At 68.6% G+C, this 19,437-nt stretch carries 15 protein-coding genes and 2 rRNA genes (1 of these 17 cut by a window edge); 11 read left to right on the top strand and 6 right to left on the bottom strand.

Annotated elements, in window-relative coordinates; all coding sequences use genetic code 11:
- The 3 genes from OV090_RS23830 to OV090_RS23840 all read left to right on the top strand — a co-directional run.
- Window positions 1-1,690 (top strand): 23S ribosomal RNA (locus OV090_RS23830) (it extends 1,253 nt beyond the left edge of the window).
- A gap of 168 nt (window positions 1,691-1,858) precedes the next feature.
- A 5S ribosomal RNA gene (gene rrf, locus OV090_RS23835) occupies window positions 1,859-1,975 on the top strand.
- Between the two features lie 126 nt (window positions 1,976-2,101).
- On the top strand, window positions 2,102-3,721 hold the full coding sequence (locus OV090_RS23840) for a L,D-transpeptidase (RefSeq protein ID WP_267706578.1): 1,620 nt from the start codon (window positions 2,102-2,104) through the stop codon (window positions 3,719-3,721).
- A 676-nt stretch (window positions 3,722-4,397) separates the two neighbouring features.
- Here the strand turns inward: OV090_RS23840 and OV090_RS23845 are convergent.
- Both OV090_RS23845 and OV090_RS23850 read right to left on the bottom strand, forming a co-directional pair.
- Window positions 4,398-4,934: a hypothetical protein gene (locus OV090_RS23845; protein ID WP_267706580.1), complete on the bottom strand. Its 537-nt coding sequence runs from the start codon at window positions 4,932-4,934 to the stop codon at window positions 4,398-4,400.
- Window positions 4,935-5,059: 125 nt separating this feature from the next.
- Window positions 5,060-6,280: an aspartate kinase gene (locus OV090_RS23850; protein WP_267706582.1), complete on the bottom strand. Its 1,221-nt coding sequence runs from the start codon at window positions 6,278-6,280 to the stop codon at window positions 5,060-5,062.
- A gap of 1,061 nt (window positions 6,281-7,341) precedes the next feature.
- Here OV090_RS23850 and OV090_RS23855 point away from each other — a divergent pair.
- Genes OV090_RS23855 through lpdA form a run of 4 tightly spaced genes read left to right on the top strand, consistent with a single transcriptional unit; the run spans window position 7,342 to window position 11,891 of the window.
- Window positions 7,342-8,136 carry a thiamine pyrophosphate-dependent enzyme gene (locus OV090_RS23855; protein WP_267707148.1) on the top strand — a complete coding sequence of 265 codons (795 nt, stop codon included), beginning with the start codon at window positions 7,342-7,344 and terminating at the stop codon, window positions 8,134-8,136.
- Window positions 8,133-9,098: a transketolase C-terminal domain-containing protein gene (locus tag OV090_RS23860; protein ID WP_267706584.1), complete on the top strand. Its 966-nt coding sequence runs from the start codon at window positions 8,133-8,135 to the stop codon at window positions 9,096-9,098. The genes OV090_RS23855 and OV090_RS23860 overlap by 4 nt, the downstream gene beginning before the upstream one ends.
- A gap of 18 nt (window positions 9,099-9,116) precedes the next feature.
- On the top strand, window positions 9,117-10,445 hold the full coding sequence (locus tag OV090_RS23865; RefSeq protein ID WP_267706586.1) for a dihydrolipoamide acetyltransferase family protein: 1,329 nt from the start codon (window positions 9,117-9,119) through the stop codon (window positions 10,443-10,445).
- Between the two features lie 21 nt (window positions 10,446-10,466).
- Window positions 10,467-11,891 carry a dihydrolipoyl dehydrogenase gene (gene lpdA, locus OV090_RS23870; RefSeq protein ID WP_267706588.1) on the top strand — a complete coding sequence of 475 codons (1,425 nt, stop codon included), beginning with the start codon at window positions 10,467-10,469 and terminating at the stop codon, window positions 11,889-11,891.
- Here the strand turns inward: lpdA and OV090_RS23875 are convergent.
- Window positions 11,888-12,619, bottom strand: coding sequence for a tyrosine-protein phosphatase (locus OV090_RS23875; RefSeq protein ID WP_267706589.1), 732 nt, complete (start codon window positions 12,617-12,619; stop codon window positions 11,888-11,890). The genes lpdA and OV090_RS23875 overlap by 4 nt on opposite strands.
- Before the next feature lie 67 nt (window positions 12,620-12,686).
- Window positions 12,687-13,565 carry a class II glutamine amidotransferase gene (locus OV090_RS23880; RefSeq protein ID WP_267706590.1) on the bottom strand — a complete coding sequence of 293 codons (879 nt, stop codon included), beginning with the start codon at window positions 13,563-13,565 and terminating at the stop codon, window positions 12,687-12,689.
- Between the two features lie 242 nt (window positions 13,566-13,807).
- On the opposite strand from OV090_RS23880, the gene OV090_RS23885 reads away from it, so the two are divergent.
- Entirely contained in the window at window positions 13,808-15,631 is a 1,824-nt protein-coding gene (locus OV090_RS23885) for an acyl-CoA dehydrogenase (RefSeq protein ID WP_346660399.1), read from the top strand.
- A 245-nt stretch (window positions 15,632-15,876) separates the two neighbouring features.
- Window positions 15,877-16,632, top strand: coding sequence for a hypothetical protein (locus tag OV090_RS23890; RefSeq protein WP_267706592.1), 756 nt, complete (start codon window positions 15,877-15,879; stop codon window positions 16,630-16,632).
- A 76-nt stretch (window positions 16,633-16,708) separates the two neighbouring features.
- Here OV090_RS23890 and OV090_RS23895 read toward each other — a convergent pair whose 3' ends face one another.
- Window positions 16,709-17,305, bottom strand: a complete 597-nt coding sequence (locus OV090_RS23895) for a hypothetical protein (protein WP_267706593.1) — start codon at window positions 17,303-17,305, stop codon at window positions 16,709-16,711.
- Window positions 17,306-17,665: 360 nt separating this feature from the next.
- Window positions 17,666-18,106 (bottom strand): transcriptional repressor, encoded by a 441-nt coding sequence (locus tag OV090_RS23900; RefSeq protein ID WP_267706594.1) that lies wholly within the window; start codon window positions 18,104-18,106, stop codon window positions 17,666-17,668.
- Window positions 18,107-18,212: 106 nt separating this feature from the next.
- On the opposite strand from OV090_RS23900, the gene dcd reads away from it, so the two are divergent.
- Window positions 18,213-18,779, top strand: a complete 567-nt coding sequence (gene dcd / locus OV090_RS23905) for a dCTP deaminase (RefSeq protein ID WP_267706595.1) — start codon at window positions 18,213-18,215, stop codon at window positions 18,777-18,779.
- A gap of 43 nt (window positions 18,780-18,822) precedes the next feature.
- Window positions 18,823-19,437, top strand: coding sequence for a hypothetical protein (locus OV090_RS23910; RefSeq protein WP_267706596.1), 615 nt, complete (start codon window positions 18,823-18,825; stop codon window positions 19,435-19,437).

Here is a 19,437-nt window from a genome sequence, read left to right on the forward strand (position 1 = left end):
AATGCGTACGGAAACGAGCGTTGGAGTGCAGACAAGAGCTGATGTTGGCATGAGTAGCGATAAACCGGGTGAAAAACCCGGTCGCCGTAAACCCGAGGGTTCCTGGGTAAAGATCATCTTCTCAGGGTTAGTCGGTCCCTAAGGCGAGGCAGAAATGCGTAGTCGATGGGAAGCAGGCGAATATTCCTGCACCAGCACGGATGGTTTTGTAAGGTGGGACGGAGGAGGATAGCCGAGCGACCTGATGGATGGTCGTTCAAGCCGGTAGGCGGCTCGCGTAGGAGGCATCTGGCCACAAACGCGCGGGCAACGCCGAGAGGTGATGAGGGTCGCCGCAAGGCGGACAACTCGGTGAGTCCAAGCTTCCAAGAAAAGCATCGTACAAGAGTACCGCTGTGCTGACCGTACCGTAAACCGACACAGGTGGGTGGGGAGAACATCCCAAGGCGCTTGAGAGAACTCGGGTTAAGGAACTCGGCAAATTGACACCGTAACTTCGGGAGAAGGTGTGCCCTTGAGGGTGACGGGCCTCGCGCCATGAGCCTTTGGGGGTTGCAGAGAATCGGGGGTAGCGACTGTTTACCAAAAACACAGGACTCTGCGAAGTCGCAAGACGACGTATAGGGTCTGACGCCTGCCCGGTGCCGGAAGGTTAACAGGAGATGTCAGCGCAAGCGAAGCATCGAATCGAAGCCCCGGTAAACGGCGGCCGTAACTATAACGGTCCTAAGGTAGCGAAATTCCTTGGCGGGTAAGTTCCGTCCTGCACGAATGGCGTAACGACTTCCCCACTGTCTCGACCCGGGACTCAGCGAAATTGAAATCGGGGTGAAGATGCCCCGTACCCGCGGCAAGACGGAAAGACCCCGTGAACCTTTACTGCAGCTTGGCACTGGTTTTCGGACTTGTCTGTGTAGGATAGGTGGGAGGCTATGATGTGGGGCCGCTAGGTTCCACGGAGCCAACGTTGAAATACCACCCTGAGAAGTCTGAAAGCCTAACCGTGACCAGTGAGCCTGGTCCGGGACACTGCCTGGTGGGTAGTTTGACTGGGGCGGTCACCTCCGAAAGAGTAACGGAGGCGCGCAAAGGTTCCCTCAGGCTGATTGGAAACCAGCCGAAGAGTGTAAAGGCATAAGGGAGCTTGACTGCGACTCATACAAGAGGAGCAGGCACGAAAGTGGGCCTTAGTGATCCGGTGGTTCTGAATGGAAGGGCCATCGCTCAACGGATAAAAGGTACTCCGGGGATAACAGGCTTATCACGCCCAAGAGTTCACATCGACGGCGTGGTTTGGCACCTCGATGTCGGCTCATCGCATCCTGGGGCTGTAGTAGGTCCCAAGGGTTTGGCTGTTCGCCAATTAAAGCGGTACGCGAGCTGGGTTCAAAACGTCGTGAGACAGTTTGGTCCCTATCTGCCGTGGGCGCAGGAATCTTGAAGTGGAGCTGTCCCTAGTACGAGAGGACCGGGATGGACAGACCCCTGGTGTTTCGGTTGTTTTGCCAAGAGCATTGCCGAGTAGCCATGTCTGGAACGGATAACCGCTGAAAGCATCTAAGCGGGAAGCCAACCACAAGATGAGGATTCCCTGAAGGTCCGTCGTAGACGACGACGTTAATAGGCCGGGTGTGGAAGCGCGGCGACGCGCGGAGCTAACCGGTACTAATCGACCGTTCGGCTTGACCTTGGGCACCGTCCCGTGTGGCGGTTTGCAGTCCGAGGTTCCGAGCGACACCTGCACAAAGGCCAAATGGCCCGCTCCGAGATGGAGCCCCGTGCACAGCGTACAAGGATCTCTTGCGAGGCGATTCGATGGCTCCGCCGTCACTCTCCTCGCAGCTCGTCGACAAGTTTTGCTGGTGGCTATAGCGGAAGGGCCACACCCGATCCCATCCCGAACTCGGTCGTTAAGACTTCCAGCGCCGATGGTACTGCAGGGGAGACCCTGTGGGAGAGTAGGACGCCGCCAGCGCTATGCCCCCTTCGTAAGAAGGGGGCTTTTTTATTTGGGTCTCGCCAGGGCATGGGCGGAAATCTTCCCCTCGTGCCCGGCGTAGGCTATGCACTCCGCATGCCCGGATCGCCCAGGAACTGGCTCTTGGCACTCGGTCTCGCTGCTTGCGATTCGGCTCCGCAGACCGAATCGCCGGCCGAGCTGCCGACTCCCGTGATCGCCGAGCGGCGTTCGGAGACACGGCTCCCGGAGCCGGAGCCGGAAGACTCGGCCGAGGCCCCCGGTGATGCCGGCGGCGACGATGGCTCTGCGCCCGATACGTCGGGGACGACCGTGGCCGAGGCTGCGGTCCCAGCCGAGCCTGCAGCGGATGACGAGATCCGCCCGCCCGAGGGCTATGGCCTGATCCGTCCGCCGCTCGGCGTGCCGACGCCCGAGTCGTTGAAGCTGCACGCCCTGGCCGGCTACGAGGTGGTGACCGTCTACTCCCGGCCAGACATGACCTCCGACAAGCTCGGGTATCTGCGGATCGGGACCCGCATGATGGCGACCGAGAAGGTCGAGCACGAGAGCTGCAAGGGCGGGTTCTACGGCCTGCCGGCCGGCGGATATGCGTGTGCGAGCAAGGGCCTCCTGGTCGAGGCCGACAGGCCGCCGCCGATGAAGTACCCCCCGCCGGTGCCGAAGCTCGATCAGGGGCATCCCTACGAGTACGGCTTCGTGCGGCGCTGGAACAGCCCGATGTGGTGGCGGATCCCGAGCGACCAGGAGATCTCGGCGATGGAGGTCCAGCGGGTCGCGCGGGAGGCGGAGAGGCTGGCCACGAAGGAGCCGCCGACCGAGGCGCCGATCCCGGCGGAGCCTGTCGAGGGCACCGCACCGCCGGAGCTGCCGAAGCCCGATCCAGTGCTCGCCGACGTGAAGCTGCCTTTGAGCCCGAACACGCCGTGGCTCGAGCGCGGGTTCTTCCTGTCGCTGGGCGAGAAGGTGGTGGAGCGCGGCCTGACGTTCTACCGCACGGCCCGCGGAGCGTACGTCGCGGCGGGCGACATCTCGCGCTACGACGCCAAGGACTATGTCGGCGTCGCGCTCGATGAGCAGGGGATCACCTATCCCTTCGGCTATGTAAAAAAGGACACGAAGCTCCTGCAGCTGACTGCCGACGACAAGCTGAGGGCGACGAAGACGGTCGAGCGGCGGACCTTCCTCGACCTGACCGAAGAGACAGAGATCGCGGGACGCGCCTACATGATCACTGCGGATGGTCTGCTGGTGCGCAAGGACCATCTGCTCATCCCGGATCTGCAGGCGCTGCCGAAGGGGCTGGACCCGTGGGAGCGGTGGATCGACGTCAGCGTCTCGCAACAGATGCTCGTGGCCTATCAGGGCACTCGACCCGTGTACGTGACGCTGGTGTCGAGCGGGCGCAAGGGGACGAAGGAAGACCCGTACGAGACGCCGCGCGGGCGCTGGCGGATCTACAGCAAGCACGTGTCGACGACGATGGACGGCAGCTCGGCCACCGACGGCAACTACTCGATCCAGGATGTCCCTTGGACCATGTTCTTCTCCGGTAGCTACGCGCTCCACGGAGCGTTCTGGCATCGCAGCTTCGGAGCGGTACGCAGCCACGGCTGCGTGAACCTCGGGCCGAGCGACGCGCGGTGGCTGTTCCACTGGAGCACGCCGCTTTTGCCGGAGGGCTGGCACGGGGTCAACGCGACCGACGAAAGCCCGGGCAGCACCGTGGTCGTGCGCGACTGAACGTCGTCGCCGAGTAGCGAGGCGCGTTCGCGGCGAAGGAGCCGGCGAGCAGAACGACGGAGCCTTGGAGCGGACAGGGGCGTAGCTGGTGCTTGTCGGGCCGAGCGACGCGCGGTCGATGTTCCACTGGAGCACGCCGCTTTTGCCGGAGGGCTGGCACGGGGTCAACGCGACCGACGAAAACCCGGGCAGTACCGTGGTCGTGCGCGACTGAGGCGCGCCATCGCCGAGTAAAGAGGCGCGCTCGAGGCGAAGGAGCGGGCAGAGCGACGGCGCCTTGGAGCGGATAGGGGCAAGTGGTGCTTGTCGGGCTTAGCGACGCGCGGTGGCTGTTAACCACTGGAGCCGCTTTGCCGGGGGGCTGGCACGAGATCAACGCGACCGACGAGAGCCCGGGTAGCACCGTGGTCGTGCGCGACTGAACGTCGTCGCCGAGTCGCGAGGCGCGCTCGCGGCGAAGGAGCCGGCGAGCAGAACGACGGCGTCTTGGAGCCGACAGGGCGTCAGCGGGTGCTTGAAGTGCCCAGCCCCATCGGTACGTCGCGCGAGCGAACTGCGAGGGCAGGAGGTTCGTAACGCTCTGCGAGCGAGACGTGCGCTTCCCGGGCGTGTCGGCGGAGCTGGTGCCGGCAGCGCCAGCACCCAGCGGTGGGCCAAATGCCGTCGAATGTCCGGGTCAGGCGCCGCAAGCGTCGATGGCGATTTTGCCCTGGTCGGTGCAGTAGTAGTTGCTGCCGTCGGGGAGGCAGCAGCCGATGCCGGTGACCGGGGAATTCTCGTCGCAGTCGTCGCCCTCGGCAGGGAGCGTCTCGGGGCACTCGATCGGGCTGACGCCGCCGGGTTCTTCGCCGACGAAGTCGCACGCGTAGTACTTGTTGTTCGGGTCCCACCCGCACTTTCCGAAGCCGCTACCGGTGGTGCTCGCAGTGGTGTCGTCGGTGGTCGCGGTGCTGGTCGTGCTCGTCGGCTCGGTCTCGGTCGTGGTCGGCGCCGTGGTGGTCGAGTTGGTCGTCGTGGTGTCGGTGTCACCCGTCGCCGTGCCGTCGGTGGTGCTTTCAGTGGTGGTACCGTCGGTCGTGGTGGCGTCGGTCGTGGTGTTGCCGGTGACCGAGTCGCTGGTCTCCGAGTCGGAGTCGGTGGTGTTCGTGTTGATGACGCAACCGGTGCTGACGACGATGCCGGCGATGGCGACAAGCGTAAGGTTCTTGGGCATGAGTTTCTCCGTGGGCAAAAAGGGAGCGCGTCGGACGACGGGCCTCGAGCCGGATTCACCTGTGAAACCGGCGCTGCGCGCGGCCATCGCTGGTAAAACGTCGAGCTCGCTGTGTCGCTGCTGGTTCAGCAGAGCTCGGGGCTTCGCGGGATGAAGGTCGCGTGCAGCGCTCGCACCGTTCGTGCTCGCTGCTCGCGCGTGACGAGGAAGGCCAGGCTGTGCGAGTCGGTGTAGACCTCGAGGACGGTGATCTCGAGCGCGTGCAGGCTCTCGTAAGCGCGGGTCATCACCTCGGGGTTCTCTTCGAGGCCGGAGCCGACGCAGCTCACCAGCGCGAACCCCTCGACGCACTCGATGCCGGCGAGGTCGCGGCCGAGCGACCGAGCGAACGCGCCGAGCCGGGCGAGCGCCTCGCTGCTGTCCGTGCGCTGCGCCTGGGACAGAAAGCCGGAGGCGCCGCGAGGACCGATCCGCAGGTGACGCAGGCCGAGCGGGGCCAGCTTTCGGATGACCTCGGGGACATGTCTCGAGGAGCATGCGCTGAGAGACAGGTTGATCGCCACGATGGATGCGTCCGAGGCGACCGCGCGGACACCGGGGCGCGTCGGCGGGTTCTTGCGGATGACGGTCTCGCCGGTGACGTCGGGCCGGCTGTGGCGGGCGTAGATGGCGATCCCGCGCTCCTCGGCGAGCTGGACCGCCTGGGAGTGGAGGACCTTGGCGCCGGCACGCGCGAGGGCTTGCATCTCGCCGTACGAGAGGCTGTCGAGCCGCTGGGCGTCCTCGACCTCGCGCGGGTCGGCGCTGTAGACGCCGTCGACGTCGCTGTAGATCTCGCAGTCGGCGTCGATGGCGGCGGCGAGGGCGACAGCGGTGGTGTCGGAGCCGCCACGGCCGAGGGTGGTGACGTCGCGCTTGTAGCTGACGCCCTGGAAGCCGCCGATGATGACGATGTTGCCGGCGGCGAGCTCGTCGAGGACGCGGAACGGGCGGACCTCGACGATGCGCGCGCGGCCGTGCTGGTGGTCGGTGATGATGCCGCACTGCGAGCCGGTGAGGCTGATCGCCTGTCGGCCGAGCGCGGTGATCGCCAGCGCGAGCAAGGTCATCGAGCCGCGCTCTCCGGTGCTCAGCAACATGTCGAGCTCGCGCGCCGGCGGTGGGTCGATGAGCGCGCGCGCCATGGCCAGCAGCTCGTTGGTGGTCTGACCCATGGCCGAGACGACGACGACCACAGGTTGCACGGCGGCACGCTCGACCACCCTGCGAGCGCAGTGACGGATCCGCTCGAGGTCGGCGACGCTGCTGCCACCGAACTTCATGACGACCGGGGCGGGCGAGCTCACGCGCCGAGGTTTACACCCTCGGAGGGCGGCGGCCCAAGTTTCACGGCCAAGGGCGGCGCTGGCGCCAGCGGAGACTCGGGGAGCTTGGCGGGGACCCTCGATGCTCTTGTCGAGTTGTTCGTCGGGGCCACTCGGCGTGGTCGGACTGCTCGTGGCGAGTCGATCCCCTCGATTGTGGGCGGAGGATGGGACGAGAAGATCCCGTACAAGTCGATTCGAGCTGGGGGAGGGGTTGCGGCGGCGGAAGTCTGTCCGAGCGACGTCGCAGTTCGCTTGGGAGCGAGGCGCGGAGCGGGCGGGACCGGAAATTTTCGTTCGAGCCGGCTCGCGCTGGAAGGGCCGCAACCGGCCCCGGCGCCTTCGAGGTTCCCTCGTCGAGCAAGGCGCGGAGGGGGCGGATGCGCCTGGCAGAGGAGGAGCTCGGGGGAAGGACTCCTGCCTTTGGGGTGAAGCTGCAGCGTCAGGCTGGCAGACGGAAAGTTCGCGCGATCCGGCTTCACAGCTCGCTCGGCGGCGCGGGTGTCCTTGCGCAGGTTCGAAGTTCGGCTGAACGGGAAGATGAGGAGGTTGCGCGTGATTCGGGGGATGAGTTGTCGAGGAGAGCGTCGCGGCGGACAGGGTAGAGAAGTGAGATGTCCCGAGCGACATGTTCTTTGGAGCACAGACTTGGGGACATGTAATTGGCGCGCGGGGAGTGCGCGCGGGGCGCGAGTGAGCGATGGTGCTTGCCGAGTGCGGCCACGTTGCCGTGATCGCGCCGTGCGGGTCGTTTCGCAGGGAAGGGTCGGCGCGCAAGATCACGGAGGGGGTGGGCGACGGGGGCGGAGAAGCGGCTTCCTGGGCGGCTGCCGGCCTTGACGTTGGGTTTGGCGCGCAGTTACAACCCCCCGGCGCGCATGGAAGACTGTCCCTGGGATCCCGAAGGAGTGGAGGTCTGCCTCGATCCGGAGGGGCAGCTCGTCGACAGGCGGGCGGCGCAAGGGGTCGATCTGCGGGCGCTGTACAAGCGGCTGGTGGCCGCGCGGTGCCTCGACCTGCGGGTCGAGCGGCTCGGCTTGCCGATGTGGGTGTCCTGTGCCGGCGAAGAGGCCGTCTCGGTGCTCACTGCGATGCTGGCGGGGCAGGAAGACTGGATTTATCCGGGCGTCCGCGACTTCGCGCTGGCGCCGATCCGCGGCCTCGATCTCGATGACTTCGCGCGCCAGATCCTCGGGACTGCCGCGGATGGCGAGCGGCCCTACAACGGCCGGCCCGGGGCGCTCGCGGCGGCCGATCTCGGCATCGCCTACGCGCCCGAGCCGCTGGGGCTGCATCTGCCGCTGGCGGCCGGTCAGGCGCACGCGCAAAAGCTTGCCGGAAACGGCCGGGCGACGATTGCCATCTTCGGCGAGGGGCTGACGACGACTGCGCTCTTCCACGAGACCGTGGCGCTCGCGTCGGCTTGCGACTTGCCGCTCGTGCTGGTGTGCAAGAGCCAGCTGTGGCCCGAGGGCGCGCCGGCCGAGGCGGGCCTGTTGGGCGACAGCGTGGCCGAGCGCGTGAAGGCGTGCGGGTTGTGGTCGCGTCGCGTCGACGGGGCCGATGTCGTGGCCGTGCATGCGGCGCTCGACCAGGCGCTGCGGCGCGCTCGTGATGCGCGCGGGCCCGGGCTGGTCGAGGTGGTGGTGACGCAGCTGCACGCAGGGTCGGCGGAGTCGGACATCCCGGCGCACCGCGACCCGATCGAGCGGCTGCGTCGGCACCTCGACCGCGAGGGGCAGTGGACGCCGACGTTCCAGGACGTGATCGAGGCGGAGGTGCGGGGGCAGCTCGAGCGGGCCTTCACGCACGCGCAAGCCAAGGAGATTGGGCGATGAGCACGCTCGAACGCTTGTCCACGATCGTCGCCGAACTGCTGCGCGACGATGTCCGCCGGGTGCTGGTCGGCGAGGATGTTCGCCAGGGCGGCATGCTCGGCCTGTCGCGCGCGGCGATGCGCGATCCGGGCCTCGCCTCGCGCGTGCTGGCGACGCCGCTGACGCCGGCCGCGAGCCTGGCCCATGCGACAGGTCTGGCGCTGGCCGGGCGGCGACCGATCGTCGCGCTGGGGTCGGCCACCGCGCTGCTCGAAGGCTATGCGGCGCTGCGCGAGCTCGGCCGGATCGCGGCGACCTCGGCGGGCGAGCGCAGCGCGCCGGTGCTGATCGTGGCGCCGACCGGGCCCGGGTTCGGGCTCGGGGGTGACGGCGCGGCCTCGCCCGACGGCGTGATCGCCGGCGTGCCGGGGCTGCGCGTGGCGATCCTCGGCGATGCGCGCGAGGCCGGGGCGATGCTGCGGGCTGCCGCCAACTTCGAGGCGGGCGAGGACCCGACGGTGCTCCTGCTGCCGCGCGCGCTGCTGCTGCGCGAGGTCGAGGACGGCGAGGTCGTCGAGACGCTGGGGCGCCCGCTGACCGCGGCCCGTTGCGTGCGCGAGGGCGCGGCGGCGACGGTGTTCGCGTGGGGCGCGGCGGCCGATGTCGCGTGCGCGGCGGCGGAGCAGTCGGGCCACGACGCAGCGGTCTACGAGCTCGGCGGCCTGGCGCCGCTCGACGTCGAGGAGCTGGTCGCGGCGGCGGCGAAGACCGGGAAGCTGGTGATCGCGCACGCCGGCGGGCTGTCCTTCGGGCCAGGTGCAGAGCTGGCGGCGATCTTCGCCGACCGGGCGATCCTCCACCTCGACGCGCCGATCGTGCGCGTCGCCGGGCGCGAGGGGCCGCTCGCCCGCGCGGACGAGATGTCGGGCTTGCCGAGCGTCGCGGCGCTCGTCGATGCCATCCACCGAGTCGTGACTTACTGATCAGGAGCCGGAGTCTTCATGCTCGAGTTCAAGCTGCCGGAGATCGGCGAAGGCGTGGTGGAGGGTGAGATCGTTCGCTGGCACAAGCAGCCCGGCGAGCCGGTCGAGGCCAACGAGGCGCTCGTCGAGGTGATGACCGACAAGGCGACGATCGAGGTGCCGTCGCCGGTCGCGGCGATCGTCCGCGAGCTCAAGGCGCAGGTCGGGGACATCTGCGCGGTCGAGCAGGTGATCGCGCTCCTCGAGGTGGGCAGCGCCCGGCCAGCGATGAGTCCGGTCGCGGCGGCGCCGACGCCTGCAGCGGCGGCACCGGCGGCTGCTCCTTCGAACATGTCCTCGGGGTCAGTCCTGGCGACGCCGGCGGCGCGCGCCCTGGCCCGCGAAGAGGGCATCGATCTGCGCGGTCTGCCGACCGACGATCGCGGCCGGATCACCAAGCAGGACGTGCTGAAGGCGGCCGAGGCCGCGAAGGCTCCTGCGCCGGTGGTGACGCCGCCGGTCGCGGCGGCCGTGAACGGCAAGGGCGTTCCTGCGCCCGTGGCGGCGCCTGCCAGCGCGGGCAAGGCCCCGACTCCTGGGGCGCCTGTCGCTCAGCCGGCCGCGGCGCCGGTGCATCAGCCGCACGCGGCCGAGGCTGCTGCGGGCGACGAGGTGATCCCGTTCCGCGGCATGCGGCGGCGGATCGCCGAGGCGCTGACGCGCTCGTACACGAGCGCGGTGCACTACACCTACGTCGAGCAGGTGAACGTCACCAAGCTGGTGCGGCTGCGCCAGGAGGCCAAGGCGGCGGCGGCGGAGCAGGGCGTGAGCCTCACGTTCTTGCCGTTCATCGTCAAGGCGGTGGTCCACGCGCTGAAGAAGTACCCGATCGTGAACGCCGAGCTCGACGAGGCCGGCGGTCGGATCCTGGTGAAGAAGCGCTACAACATCGGCGTGGCCGCCGCGACCGACCAGGGGCTGATGGTGCCGGTGGTGCATGGCGCCGACCGGCTCAGCATCCTCGACATCGGGCGAGAGATCGCGCGCCTCGGCGAGGCGGCGAAGAACGGCACGGCCAAGCGCGAGGACCTGACCGGCGGCACGTTCACGGTCTCGAGCCTCGGCAACATCGGCGGGGTGCTGGCGACGCCGATCATCAACTTCCCCGAGGTCGGGATCCTCGGGGTCCACGCGATCCGCAAGACGCCGATCGTCGACGACCACAACAACATCGTCGTCGGGCACCTGATGAACCTCTCGGTCTCGCTCGACCACCGCGTGGTCGACGGCTTCGAGGGCGCCAACTTCCTGCAAGAGGTGCGGCGCTTCCTCGAGGACCCCAACTTGCTGCTGCTCGCAGGAATCTGACCGCTCGCACAGGAGACACTCGTGGCCACGATCAAGAAGAAGGCGCTCATCATCGGCGCGGGCACGGGCGGCTACCCGTGCGCGATCCGGCTCGGCCAGCTCGGCGTCGACGCGATGCTCGTCGAGAAGGACAAGCCCGGCGGCGTGTGCCTCAACTGGGGCTGCATCCCGTCCAAGGCGCTGATCTCGGCGACCAAGCTGTTCCACAAGGCGCAGCACGCGACCGAGATGGGGCTGTCGTTCTCGTCGCCGGCGGTCGACATGGTCAAGATGCAGGCGTGGAAGGCCGGCATCGTCAAGAAGCTGACCGGCGGCGTCGCCACCCTGGTCAAGGGGGCAGGTACGCAGTACGTCACCGCGACGGCCGAGTTCCTCGGGCCGAAGCAGGTCCGCCTGCGCTACGCCGACGGCAAGCCGGACGACATCGTCGAGGCCGAGCACGTGGTGCTGGCCACCGGTTCGCTGCCGATCGAGATCCCCGGCTTCAAGGTCGACAACAAGCGGGTGCTCGACAGCACCTCGGCGCTCGACCTGGCGACGGTGCCGAAGCGGATGGTGTGCATCGGCGGCGGGATCATCGGCCTCGAGCTCGGGCAGACGTTCCAGCGCCTCGGCACGCAGCTGGTGGTGCTCGAGGGGCTCGCGCGGATCTTGAACGGCGTCGACAACGAGTGCGGCGACGTAGTGGCGCGCCAGATCAAGAAGGACGGCGGGCAGATCTTCGTCAACGCCAAGGCGGTCGGCTGGGAAGAGCGCAACGGCGAAGCCGTGGTGAAGGCCGAGATCGACGGCAAGGTGCAAGAGTTCGTCACCGACGTGATCCTGGTGGCGGTCGGTCGCCGGCCGACGACGAAGGGCTTCGGACTCGAGAAGACCGGCGTGAAGGTGAACGAGCGCGGGTTCATCCCGGTCGACCAGCGCCAGCAGACCAACGTGCCCGGCATCTACGCGGTCGGTGACGTGTGCGGGCAGCCGATGCTGGCCCACAAGGCGTCGCACGAGGGCGAGGTGCTGGCCGAGGTCATCGCCGGCAAGAAGACGATCAACGACGCGCGGCAGATCCCCAACGTCGTGTTCACCGAGCCGGAGATCGCGTCGTCGGGCCTGACGAAGGAAGAGGCGGAGGCCCAGGGCCGCACCGTCAACGTCGGCAAGTTCCCGTTCTCGGTGCTCGGGCGCGCGATGGCCATCGGCGAGACGGCCGGCTTCGTGAAGGTGATCACCGACGCGGCCGACGAGCGCATCCTCGGGGTCCACATCGTCGGTCCGGAGGCGAGCGACCTGATCAGCGAGGCGGGCCTGGCGATCGAGATGGGCGCGTTCGCGGAGGACGTGGCGCTGACGATCCACCCGCACCCGACGCTCAGCGAGGCGCTGATGGAGGCGGCCAAGCACGCGCTCGGCGAGGCGATCCACATCGCCAACCCGCGCAAGAAGGCGCACTAGGCGGGTCTGTCCCCGGGGACAGGTGAGCACGGGCTCGGCTCCGCGGCGATCGTGCCGCGGCCGAGCCCGAGTTCGTGGAGGCTGCGGAGCTGGGCCGGCTTGAGGCGGATGCCGGGGCGCACGCGCTGCAGGAGGACGAGGGCCGCAGCGGGGTCGGGCGCGAGGCCGCGGAGGACGAGCACCGCGGCGGCGAAGGTGCCGGTGCGGCCGTGGCCCTGGGCGCAGTGGATGAAGATGTTCTTCGTGGAGGCGGCGACCTCTTCGGCGAGCGCGCGGAACCCCGCGAGGTCGGCGAGGCCGGCGTCGAGGGTGGGCAGCGAGCGATAGGCGGCGGCCTGGCGCACGCCGGCCGGCTCGGAGAACTCGGCGGTCAGGTCGACGACGAGGTCGATGTCGGGCGGCAGCTCGCGCGCGAGCAGGCGGCGACCGATTCGCAAGCCGGGGACGAGTTCGCACCACGCGGGCTCGCGGCGGGCGAGCCGAAGGCCATGCCAGACGGCGGCGACAAAGCCATGGAACGGGAGCAGCGCGAGGCGATGGAGCGGGGCGATGGTGCCGTCGCTGCGCTTGCCGAACACACGCGCGCCGAGGCCGGCGTAGGCGGCGGCGACGAGCGCGAACGACAGAGCGGGCCAGGCGAAGAGCCAGGCCCAGCCGCCGTACAGCGCGGCCGGGGTCAGCAGCATGGCCGCGTAGGCCGCGAAGACGAAGACGTAGGCGGCGTACATTCGCGTGCTCAGGGGGCGTCCGTCGGTCGGCCGCGAACACGGGGACGTACGCGGCGAGCAGCCGTGCTCAGTGGGTGCGGCGGTCGACGGGCTCGCCGGCGTCGAAGCGTTGCATCTGCATGCGGCCGTCGGCGCCGACCATGTCGCCGGGGGCGAGCGGGATCCACACGTTGTCGCCGTGGAGGGGCTCGCTCGAGAAGATCAGGTGACTGACGAAGCCGCGTTCGGACGGCGGCGGTCGCTCGCACTCGCCGGAGAAGAAGGCGCAGGTCTCGCGTTCGGGGCAGCGCTGCTTGTGGGTGCTGAAGTAGAGCTGCTTGCCGCCCTGGTGGCCGAGCATGACGTGGCCGTTGGTGAGGACGAAGGTCAGGTAGGTGTCGTGCGGGGGGCCGTCGTTGTCGGTGTTGCAGGGGCCGACGAGCGACTCGACCTCGGCGAGGGCCTCGCGGGTGGCGCTGGCGACTTCGGCGAGCGGGAAGCCGGGGCGGTGCAGCTCGTGGCGCTGGGCCATCTTGCCGAGGATCAGATAGAACAGGACCTCGCTGTCGGTCTTGCCGAGGATGAAGCGGCGCAAGACCGGCGGGACGCGAGCGACGAGCTGGTCGCGGACGCCGTCGAAGCCGGCGATGTTGCCGTTATGGGCAAACACCCAGGCGCCGAACTGGAACGGGTGGGTGTTGATGGTCGACAGCTCGCCCTGGGTGGCCTTGCGAATGTGCGCGAGCACGGTCTCCGAGGTGACGATGCCGGAGAGGTGGCGGAACAGGTGGTCGCTGACGGCCGCAGAGGCGCTCTTGATGACGTGCGGGGCGTTGGCGACGTAGTAGGCGACGCCCCAGCCGTCAGGGTGCCGGCAGCTCTGCTGCATCAACGCGTTGTCGGCACTGACGAGGCTCCGGTGGACACCACTCTGCATGACGGAGCGAAAGCCGAAGATCCGACACATGAGGAGATGCCTCGAGGATAGCACGTCGGACGCTCAGGGAGCGCCGCGGCCGCCGCCGGCCCGCAGGACTGCCGGATCCGGCAAACGGTTGCCGTGCGCGCACGAGCGCGAGCCGGTGCGGCGCGAGCGACGAGGTCCGCCACAAGGGCCACGGCGTGGCCGGGAACATCGTTGACAAGCTGATCGGGATCGGACTACGACGGCTTCATGCCGGCACGTGTCCGGCGATCGAGGCCGACGTGATCACCGCCCAGAATCACTACAAGAGCAACCTGCGCGACATCTTCTTCAATCTGTTCGAGGTCCTGAAGATCCAGGAGGGCACGCTCGGCAAGGGCGTCTATTCGCACATGGACGAAGAGACAGTCCGCTCGACGCTCGAGGGCTACGAGGAGTTCTGTCAGAAGGAGCTGGCGCCGTCGTGGGCGCTGTCGGACCGGGTCCCGCTCGAGCTCGACAAGGAGACCGGCAACGTCAAGCTGCCGCCGGCGGTGGTGCGATCGATCCGCACCACGCTCGAGCAAGGCTGGCCGCTGCTCAACCTGCCCGAGCACCTCGGGGGCAGCGGCGCGCCGCACTCGGTGGCGTGGAGCGCGTTCGAGCTGACCGCCGGCGCCAACGCGGCGGTGGCGTTCTACCTGCTCGGGCCGCTGATCGCCCACATCATCGACCGGCTCGGCACCGAGGAGCAGCGCAAGCGCTTCGCCAAGCCGATGATCGACAATCAATGGGGCGGCTCGATGGTGCTGACGGAGCCGGACGCGGGCTCGGACGTCGGCGCGGGCCGCACGAAGGCGCGCCAGGTCGAGGGCGGAGTGTGGGAGATCGAGGGCGTCAAGCGCTTCATCACCAACGGCGACTTCGACGCGGCCGACAACATCGTGCACCTGGTGCTGGCGCGCCCCGAAGGCGCCGGGCCGGGGACGAAGGGGCTGTCGATGTTCATCGTGCCCAAGTTCTGGGTGAACGAGGACGGCAGCCTCGGCGAGCGCAACGGGGTGTACTGCACGAACATCGAGCACAAGATGGGGATCAAGGCCTCGGCGACCTGCGAGATGACGTTCGGCGAGCGTCACCCGGCCCGCGGCTTCCTGGTCGGCGAGGTCCACGACGGCATCCGCCAGATGTTCCACGTCATCGAGCACGCGCGCATGGCCGTGGGCGCGAAGTCGATGGCGACGTTGTCGACGGCGTACCTCAATGCGCTCGAGTACGCGAAGATCCGCGTGCAGGGCTCCGACCTGCTGCGCGCCACCGACAAGACTGCGCCGCGCGTGCGGATCATCGAGCACCCGGACGTGCGCCGGATGCTGATGCTGCAGAAGTCGTTCGCCGAGGGTATGCGCGCGCTGACTCTGTTCACCGCGTCGGTGCAGGACGGGGTCGAGCTCAAGGGCGGCCACGGGAGCGGCGACAGCGACGAGCTCGACAAGCTCAACGACCTGCTGCTGCCGCTGGTGAAAGGCTACTGCTCGGAGAAGGTGTACGAGCTGCTGGCGGTGTCGCTGCAGACGTACGGCGGCTCGGGCTACTGCCAGGACTACCCGATCGAGCAGTACATCCGCGACCAGAAGATCGACTCGCTGTACGAGGGGACGACGCATATCCAGGCGCTCGACCTGTTCTTCCGCAAGATCGTGCGCGACGGGGGGTCGACGCTGCGCAGCCTGATGGGCCGCATCGAGGCGACGCTGGGCGAGGTCGACGCGAAGGGGCCGCTGGCGGTCGAGCACGCGGCGATGTCGCGGGCGCTGGCCGACCTGCAGGGCATCTACATGACGATGCCGGCGAAGCTGCAGGAGTCGCTCTACCACGTCGGCTTCCAGGGCAACCGGATCCTGTTCGCCACCGCGGAGGTGGTGATCGGATGGTTGCTGCTGCGCCAGGGCGCCGTGGCGGCCGAGCGCCGCGAGACGGCGACCGACAAGGACCGCGACTTCTATCAGGGGAAGCTGGCGGCGATCCGCTTCTACGCCCGCAACGTGCTGCCGGGCGTGACTCTGACGCGCAAGCTGATCGAGCAGGGGACGCTCGAGCTGCTCGAGGTGCCCGAAGGGGCGTTCTGAGCCCGAGGTGACGGGAGGGCGCGGCCGCGAGTGAATCGCGGTCGCGTTCTTGTTTTCGGGTCTCTCGATTTCGAATCTGGGGGCCGCGACGAGGCCGCGGCGAGCTCGGCGATTGCATGCGCCGCTCGCTCGCCGCAGGTTGGGGTAGCCGGACCGCGACCGCGAGTCGCAGCGCGGACGGTTCGCTACTCACGAGGCGAGGACGTGCGCACGGATGCGCGGGACTTGCTACTCTTCGCGCGACCATGACTCACCGCGCTTCGCTCGTCCTCTCGCTCCTCGTGTTCGCCTGTCAGAATCCCGCAGGGCCGCCGGCGGCCAAGTCGGGGCCGGAGGTCAAGGCGACCGAGCCGCCGGCGAAGAGCGACCCGCACGCGGCAGCCCCGCAGGGGGCCAATCCGCATGCCGGCGATCCGCACGCGGGCGGGCCGCACGGGGCGGCAGGGCCGGCGGTGGAGACGAAGCGGCCGGCGCGTGAGGCGGTCAATCCGCATCCCGTGACGCCGAGCGGGCAGACGCGCGAAGAGGTGGTGCCCGGGCTCAACTACAAGGTGCCGGAGGAGTGGACGCGCAAGCCGGGCTCGTCGGCGATGCGCCTGGCCGAGTTCGTGCTGCCCGGGCCGGGCGGCGACGCGGAGCTGGCGGTGTACCGCTTCGCAGGCGGAGGCGGCGACGCGAAGTCGAACGTGCACCGCTGGCGCACTCAGTTCGCCAAGTCCGACGGGTCGCCGCTCGGCGACGAGGACGGCGAGGTGCAGGAGGTGTCGAAGCCGCCGCTCAAGGTGACGCTGGTCGACCTGAGCGGGTCGTACATCGCCCAGGTGACGCCCGGGGCGTCGGAGCGCTACAGCGACCCGAACTACCGCATGCTGGCGGCGATCGTCGAGGGCGCGGGCGACCCTTACTTTTTCAAGGCGGTCGGCCCGGAGACGACTCTGGCGGTGTGGAAGCCGACGTTCGCGACGTTCGCCGACGCGATCACGGTCGTGCCGGCGAAGTGAAAGCCGGGCAGCGGGGAGCGCTGCTCTTTGAGACATGTGTCTGAGGACATGCTCTTTGCGGCATGTCCTTTTAAACTCAGGCCTGAGCCCACAGGGCGGTGAAGGCGGCGACCTCGGCGTCGAGGAGGATGTCGAGGTCGGGGCCGTCGTTCATGCAGAGGAGCCGCTTGCGGCGGACGTCGAGGACGGCGATGGCGGCTTCGCGCGGGGTCTGCTCGCGCAGGACGCGGGCCATGAGCCGCGCTGCGATGTCCGAGAGGGTGTGCGGCAGCGGGTCTTCTTTAAAATAGAGCTTGATGAGGTGCGGGCGGCCTTCGATCTCGAGGCCGAGCTCGGGGTTGACGCTGATCGGCAGGCTCTGCAAATAGCCGATCTGCCAGCCGGGCTCGAACCAGCCGATCCGCCGCTGACCCCACCAGCCGAGGTAGGCCTCGGCGATGTTGTCGAAGCGACCCGCGGCGTTGTTGCGCGTGAGGTGGTCGCGGATCTCCCACTTGTCGGCGGCCGCGGCGTGGGTGCGGATGATGGCCTCGCGCACGGGCCTGTAGAGGTCGGAAGTGGCGGTGTAGGGGCCTCGGTGCTTGATCTCGCGCACCTTGGCCAGCTTGCCGGTCATGCTGGGCCGGCCGACGAAGTCGACGAAGTCGGTCAACGAGATGCGAGTCGAATCCATGCGCTCCCTCAGTCGAGAGGGAACGTAGGCGATGACTTTGATCCGCTGCGGATCAAGCCTGCGAGGCCGTATACCGGCGAATTCAGGCCGCCTTCACGCAAGCTCGGTCGCTTATCCGGATCAGATCAGGTCGCCGTGAATAGCGCAGCGGAGAGATGCGCGGAGAACGACGTGCGCGCTGGGGAGGACGCACCACCGCGCGACGCCGAAGGGCGAGGGCTGCGGAGTGCTCCGAGGAGCGACGAGGTTGCGCGAGGACGATGCGCGCAGGCTCCGAGGCATGGCGACGCGAGCGGCTGCGACGAGCCATGCGAGGTCGGCGGCGAGCCTCAGGCGAGCGAGCGGGGAGTCGCGGCGGGCTCAGGCGCAGCGGGCACACTGGCCCTTGATGAGGATCTCGGAGATGTTGCCGACGACGGACTTGTTCGAGCCGGGCGCGGGGGTGAGTTTGACGCGGACGGTCGAGAGGCAGGTGACCTCGCCGCACTGCGTGCAGACGAAGTGCGGGTGCTCGGGGTGATGGGCCTCGCGGGCGCGCAGCTCGAAGCGCCAGACGTTGTCGCCGAGGTTGATGCGGTTGAGCAGGCCGGCGCGGGTGAGGTCGATGAGGTTGCGGTAGAGGGTGGCGGCGTCGAAGCCGTGGTGGGCGAGGGCCTCGACGAGCTCGCCGTGGCTGGAGGGGGTACCGGTGCCGTGGAGGTGCTCGAGGACGGCGATCCGGGGGCCGGTGACGCGGAGGCCGGCCTCGCGAATGGCGTCGCGCAGGAGATCGAGCGAGGCGCGGGCTTTGGGGCGCGGCATGCTGGCAAGAGAATAGCACCGGCGGCCCAGCCGCAGCAGCAGGCGGGGCGGGCTCACGCGGGCCCGGCGCTGGGGGACGGCCGCAGCTGTGGTATGCGGGGCCGCCATGACGATCAAGTCTGACCGCTGGATCCGCCAGATGTCGCAAGCGCACCGGATGATCGAGCCGTTCGAGCCGTACCAGGTGCGCGAGACGGACGGTCGGCGCGTGGTGTCGTTCGGGACGTCGAGCTACGGCTACGATGTCCGCTGCGCGCCCGAGTTCAAGATCTTCACCAATATCAACTCGGCGGTGGTCGACCCGAAGGACTTCCAGAAGAACAGCTTCGTCGACTTCACCGGCGACATGTGCATCATCCCGCCGAACTCGTTCGCCCTGGCACGCACCGTCGAGTACTTCCGGATCCCCCGCGACGTGCTCGTGATCTGCCTCGGCAAGTCGACGTACGCGCGCTGCGGCATCATCGTCAACGTGACGCCGCTCGAGCCCGAGTGGGAGGGCCACGTGACGCTCGAGTTCTCCAACACGACGCCGCTGCCGGCCAGGATCTACGCCAACGAGGGCGTGGCGCAGATGCTCTTTTTCCAGTCCGACGAGGCGTGCGAGACGTCGTACGCGGACCGCGGCGGGAAGTACCAGGGCCAGCGCGGCGTGACTCTGCCGCAGGCTTGAGGCGCTCGCCGAGCGCGGAGGCGGGGTATGGTATGCCGACGCGATGACCGACGACACCGCGACGGCCCTGCTCGCCGACCTGCTCGCGCACCTCGAGCGCGACGGTGAGGTACCGCCCGCCTGGCTCGCGCTGCACGTCCCGGACGGCTCGCTCACCCGGGCCTGGGACGCGACGACGGATGTGCTGTCGCTGGTCCTGGCCGCGATGCGAGCGCTGGGCACGACGGCGACCGTGCTGGCAATCTGCGCGGTCGCCCGCGCCGAGCTCGCGCGCCTGTCGCCGTCCCTCGTCGGGGCGCGGCTCGCGGGCGCGCTTGTGGCGGCCGAGTCGTTGGTGCGCGGCACCGGTCCTCGAGACGCCGTCGACGAGGCGTTCGGCTGTCTCTATCCGCAGGAGCTGTGGTGGTCGCGCGACCCGAGTCCGGGCGACGAGGCGGAACGCGTGCAGGCATTTGGGCTGGGCGTCGGCACGCTGATCTGGTTCATCCTCGACGTCGACGCGGGGGTGGTGACTCCGGCGGAGGCCGCGACCTCGCTCGACCAGAACGACCCTGACTCAGGGTTCCTCGAGACGGCGCAGGAGCTGCTGCCGTCGCTGCGCGCCGCGCTGCCGTGCCCGACGCTCGAGCAGCTGCGCGAGGCGTACGGGCGCGGCTGA

Source organism: Nannocystis sp. RBIL2 (assembly GCF_026626745.1).
Taxonomy (GTDB): Bacteria; Myxococcota_A; Polyangia; order Nannocystales; family Nannocystaceae; genus Nannocystis.

Bases quoted from the DNA above. Each gene is read 5' to 3' on its own strand.
- OV090_RS23860 (WP_267706584.1), top strand. From the start codon at position 8,133: ATGAGCACGCTCGAACGCTTGTCCACGATCGTCGCCGAACTGCTGCGC.
- OV090_RS23865 (WP_267706586.1), top strand. From the start codon at position 9,117: ATGCTCGAGTTCAAGCTGCCGGAGATCGGCGAAGGCGTGGTGGAGGGT.
- OV090_RS23880 (WP_267706590.1), bottom strand. From the start codon at position 13,565: ATGTGTCGGATCTTCGGCTTTCGCTCCGTCATGCAGAGTGGTGTCCAC.
- OV090_RS23875 (WP_267706589.1), bottom strand. From the start codon at position 12,619: ATGTACGCCGCCTACGTCTTCGTCTTCGCGGCCTACGCGGCCATGCTG.
- dcd (WP_267706595.1), top strand. From the start codon at position 18,213: ATGACGATCAAGTCTGACCGCTGGATCCGCCAGATGTCGCAAGCGCAC.
- OV090_RS23910 (WP_267706596.1), top strand. From the start codon at position 18,823: ATGACCGACGACACCGCGACGGCCCTGCTCGCCGACCTGCTCGCGCAC.
- OV090_RS23845 (WP_267706580.1), bottom strand. From the start codon at position 4,934: ATGCCCAAGAACCTTACGCTTGTCGCCATCGCCGGCATCGTCGTCAGC.
- OV090_RS23855 (WP_267707148.1), top strand. From the start codon at position 7,342: ATGTGGGTGTCCTGTGCCGGCGAAGAGGCCGTCTCGGTGCTCACTGCG.
- OV090_RS23900 (WP_267706594.1), bottom strand. From the start codon at position 18,106: ATGCCGCGCCCCAAAGCCCGCGCCTCGCTCGATCTCCTGCGCGACGCC.
- OV090_RS23890 (WP_267706592.1), top strand. From the start codon at position 15,877: ATGACTCACCGCGCTTCGCTCGTCCTCTCGCTCCTCGTGTTCGCCTGT.
- OV090_RS23895 (WP_267706593.1), bottom strand. From the start codon at position 17,305: ATGGATTCGACTCGCATCTCGTTGACCGACTTCGTCGACTTCGTCGGC.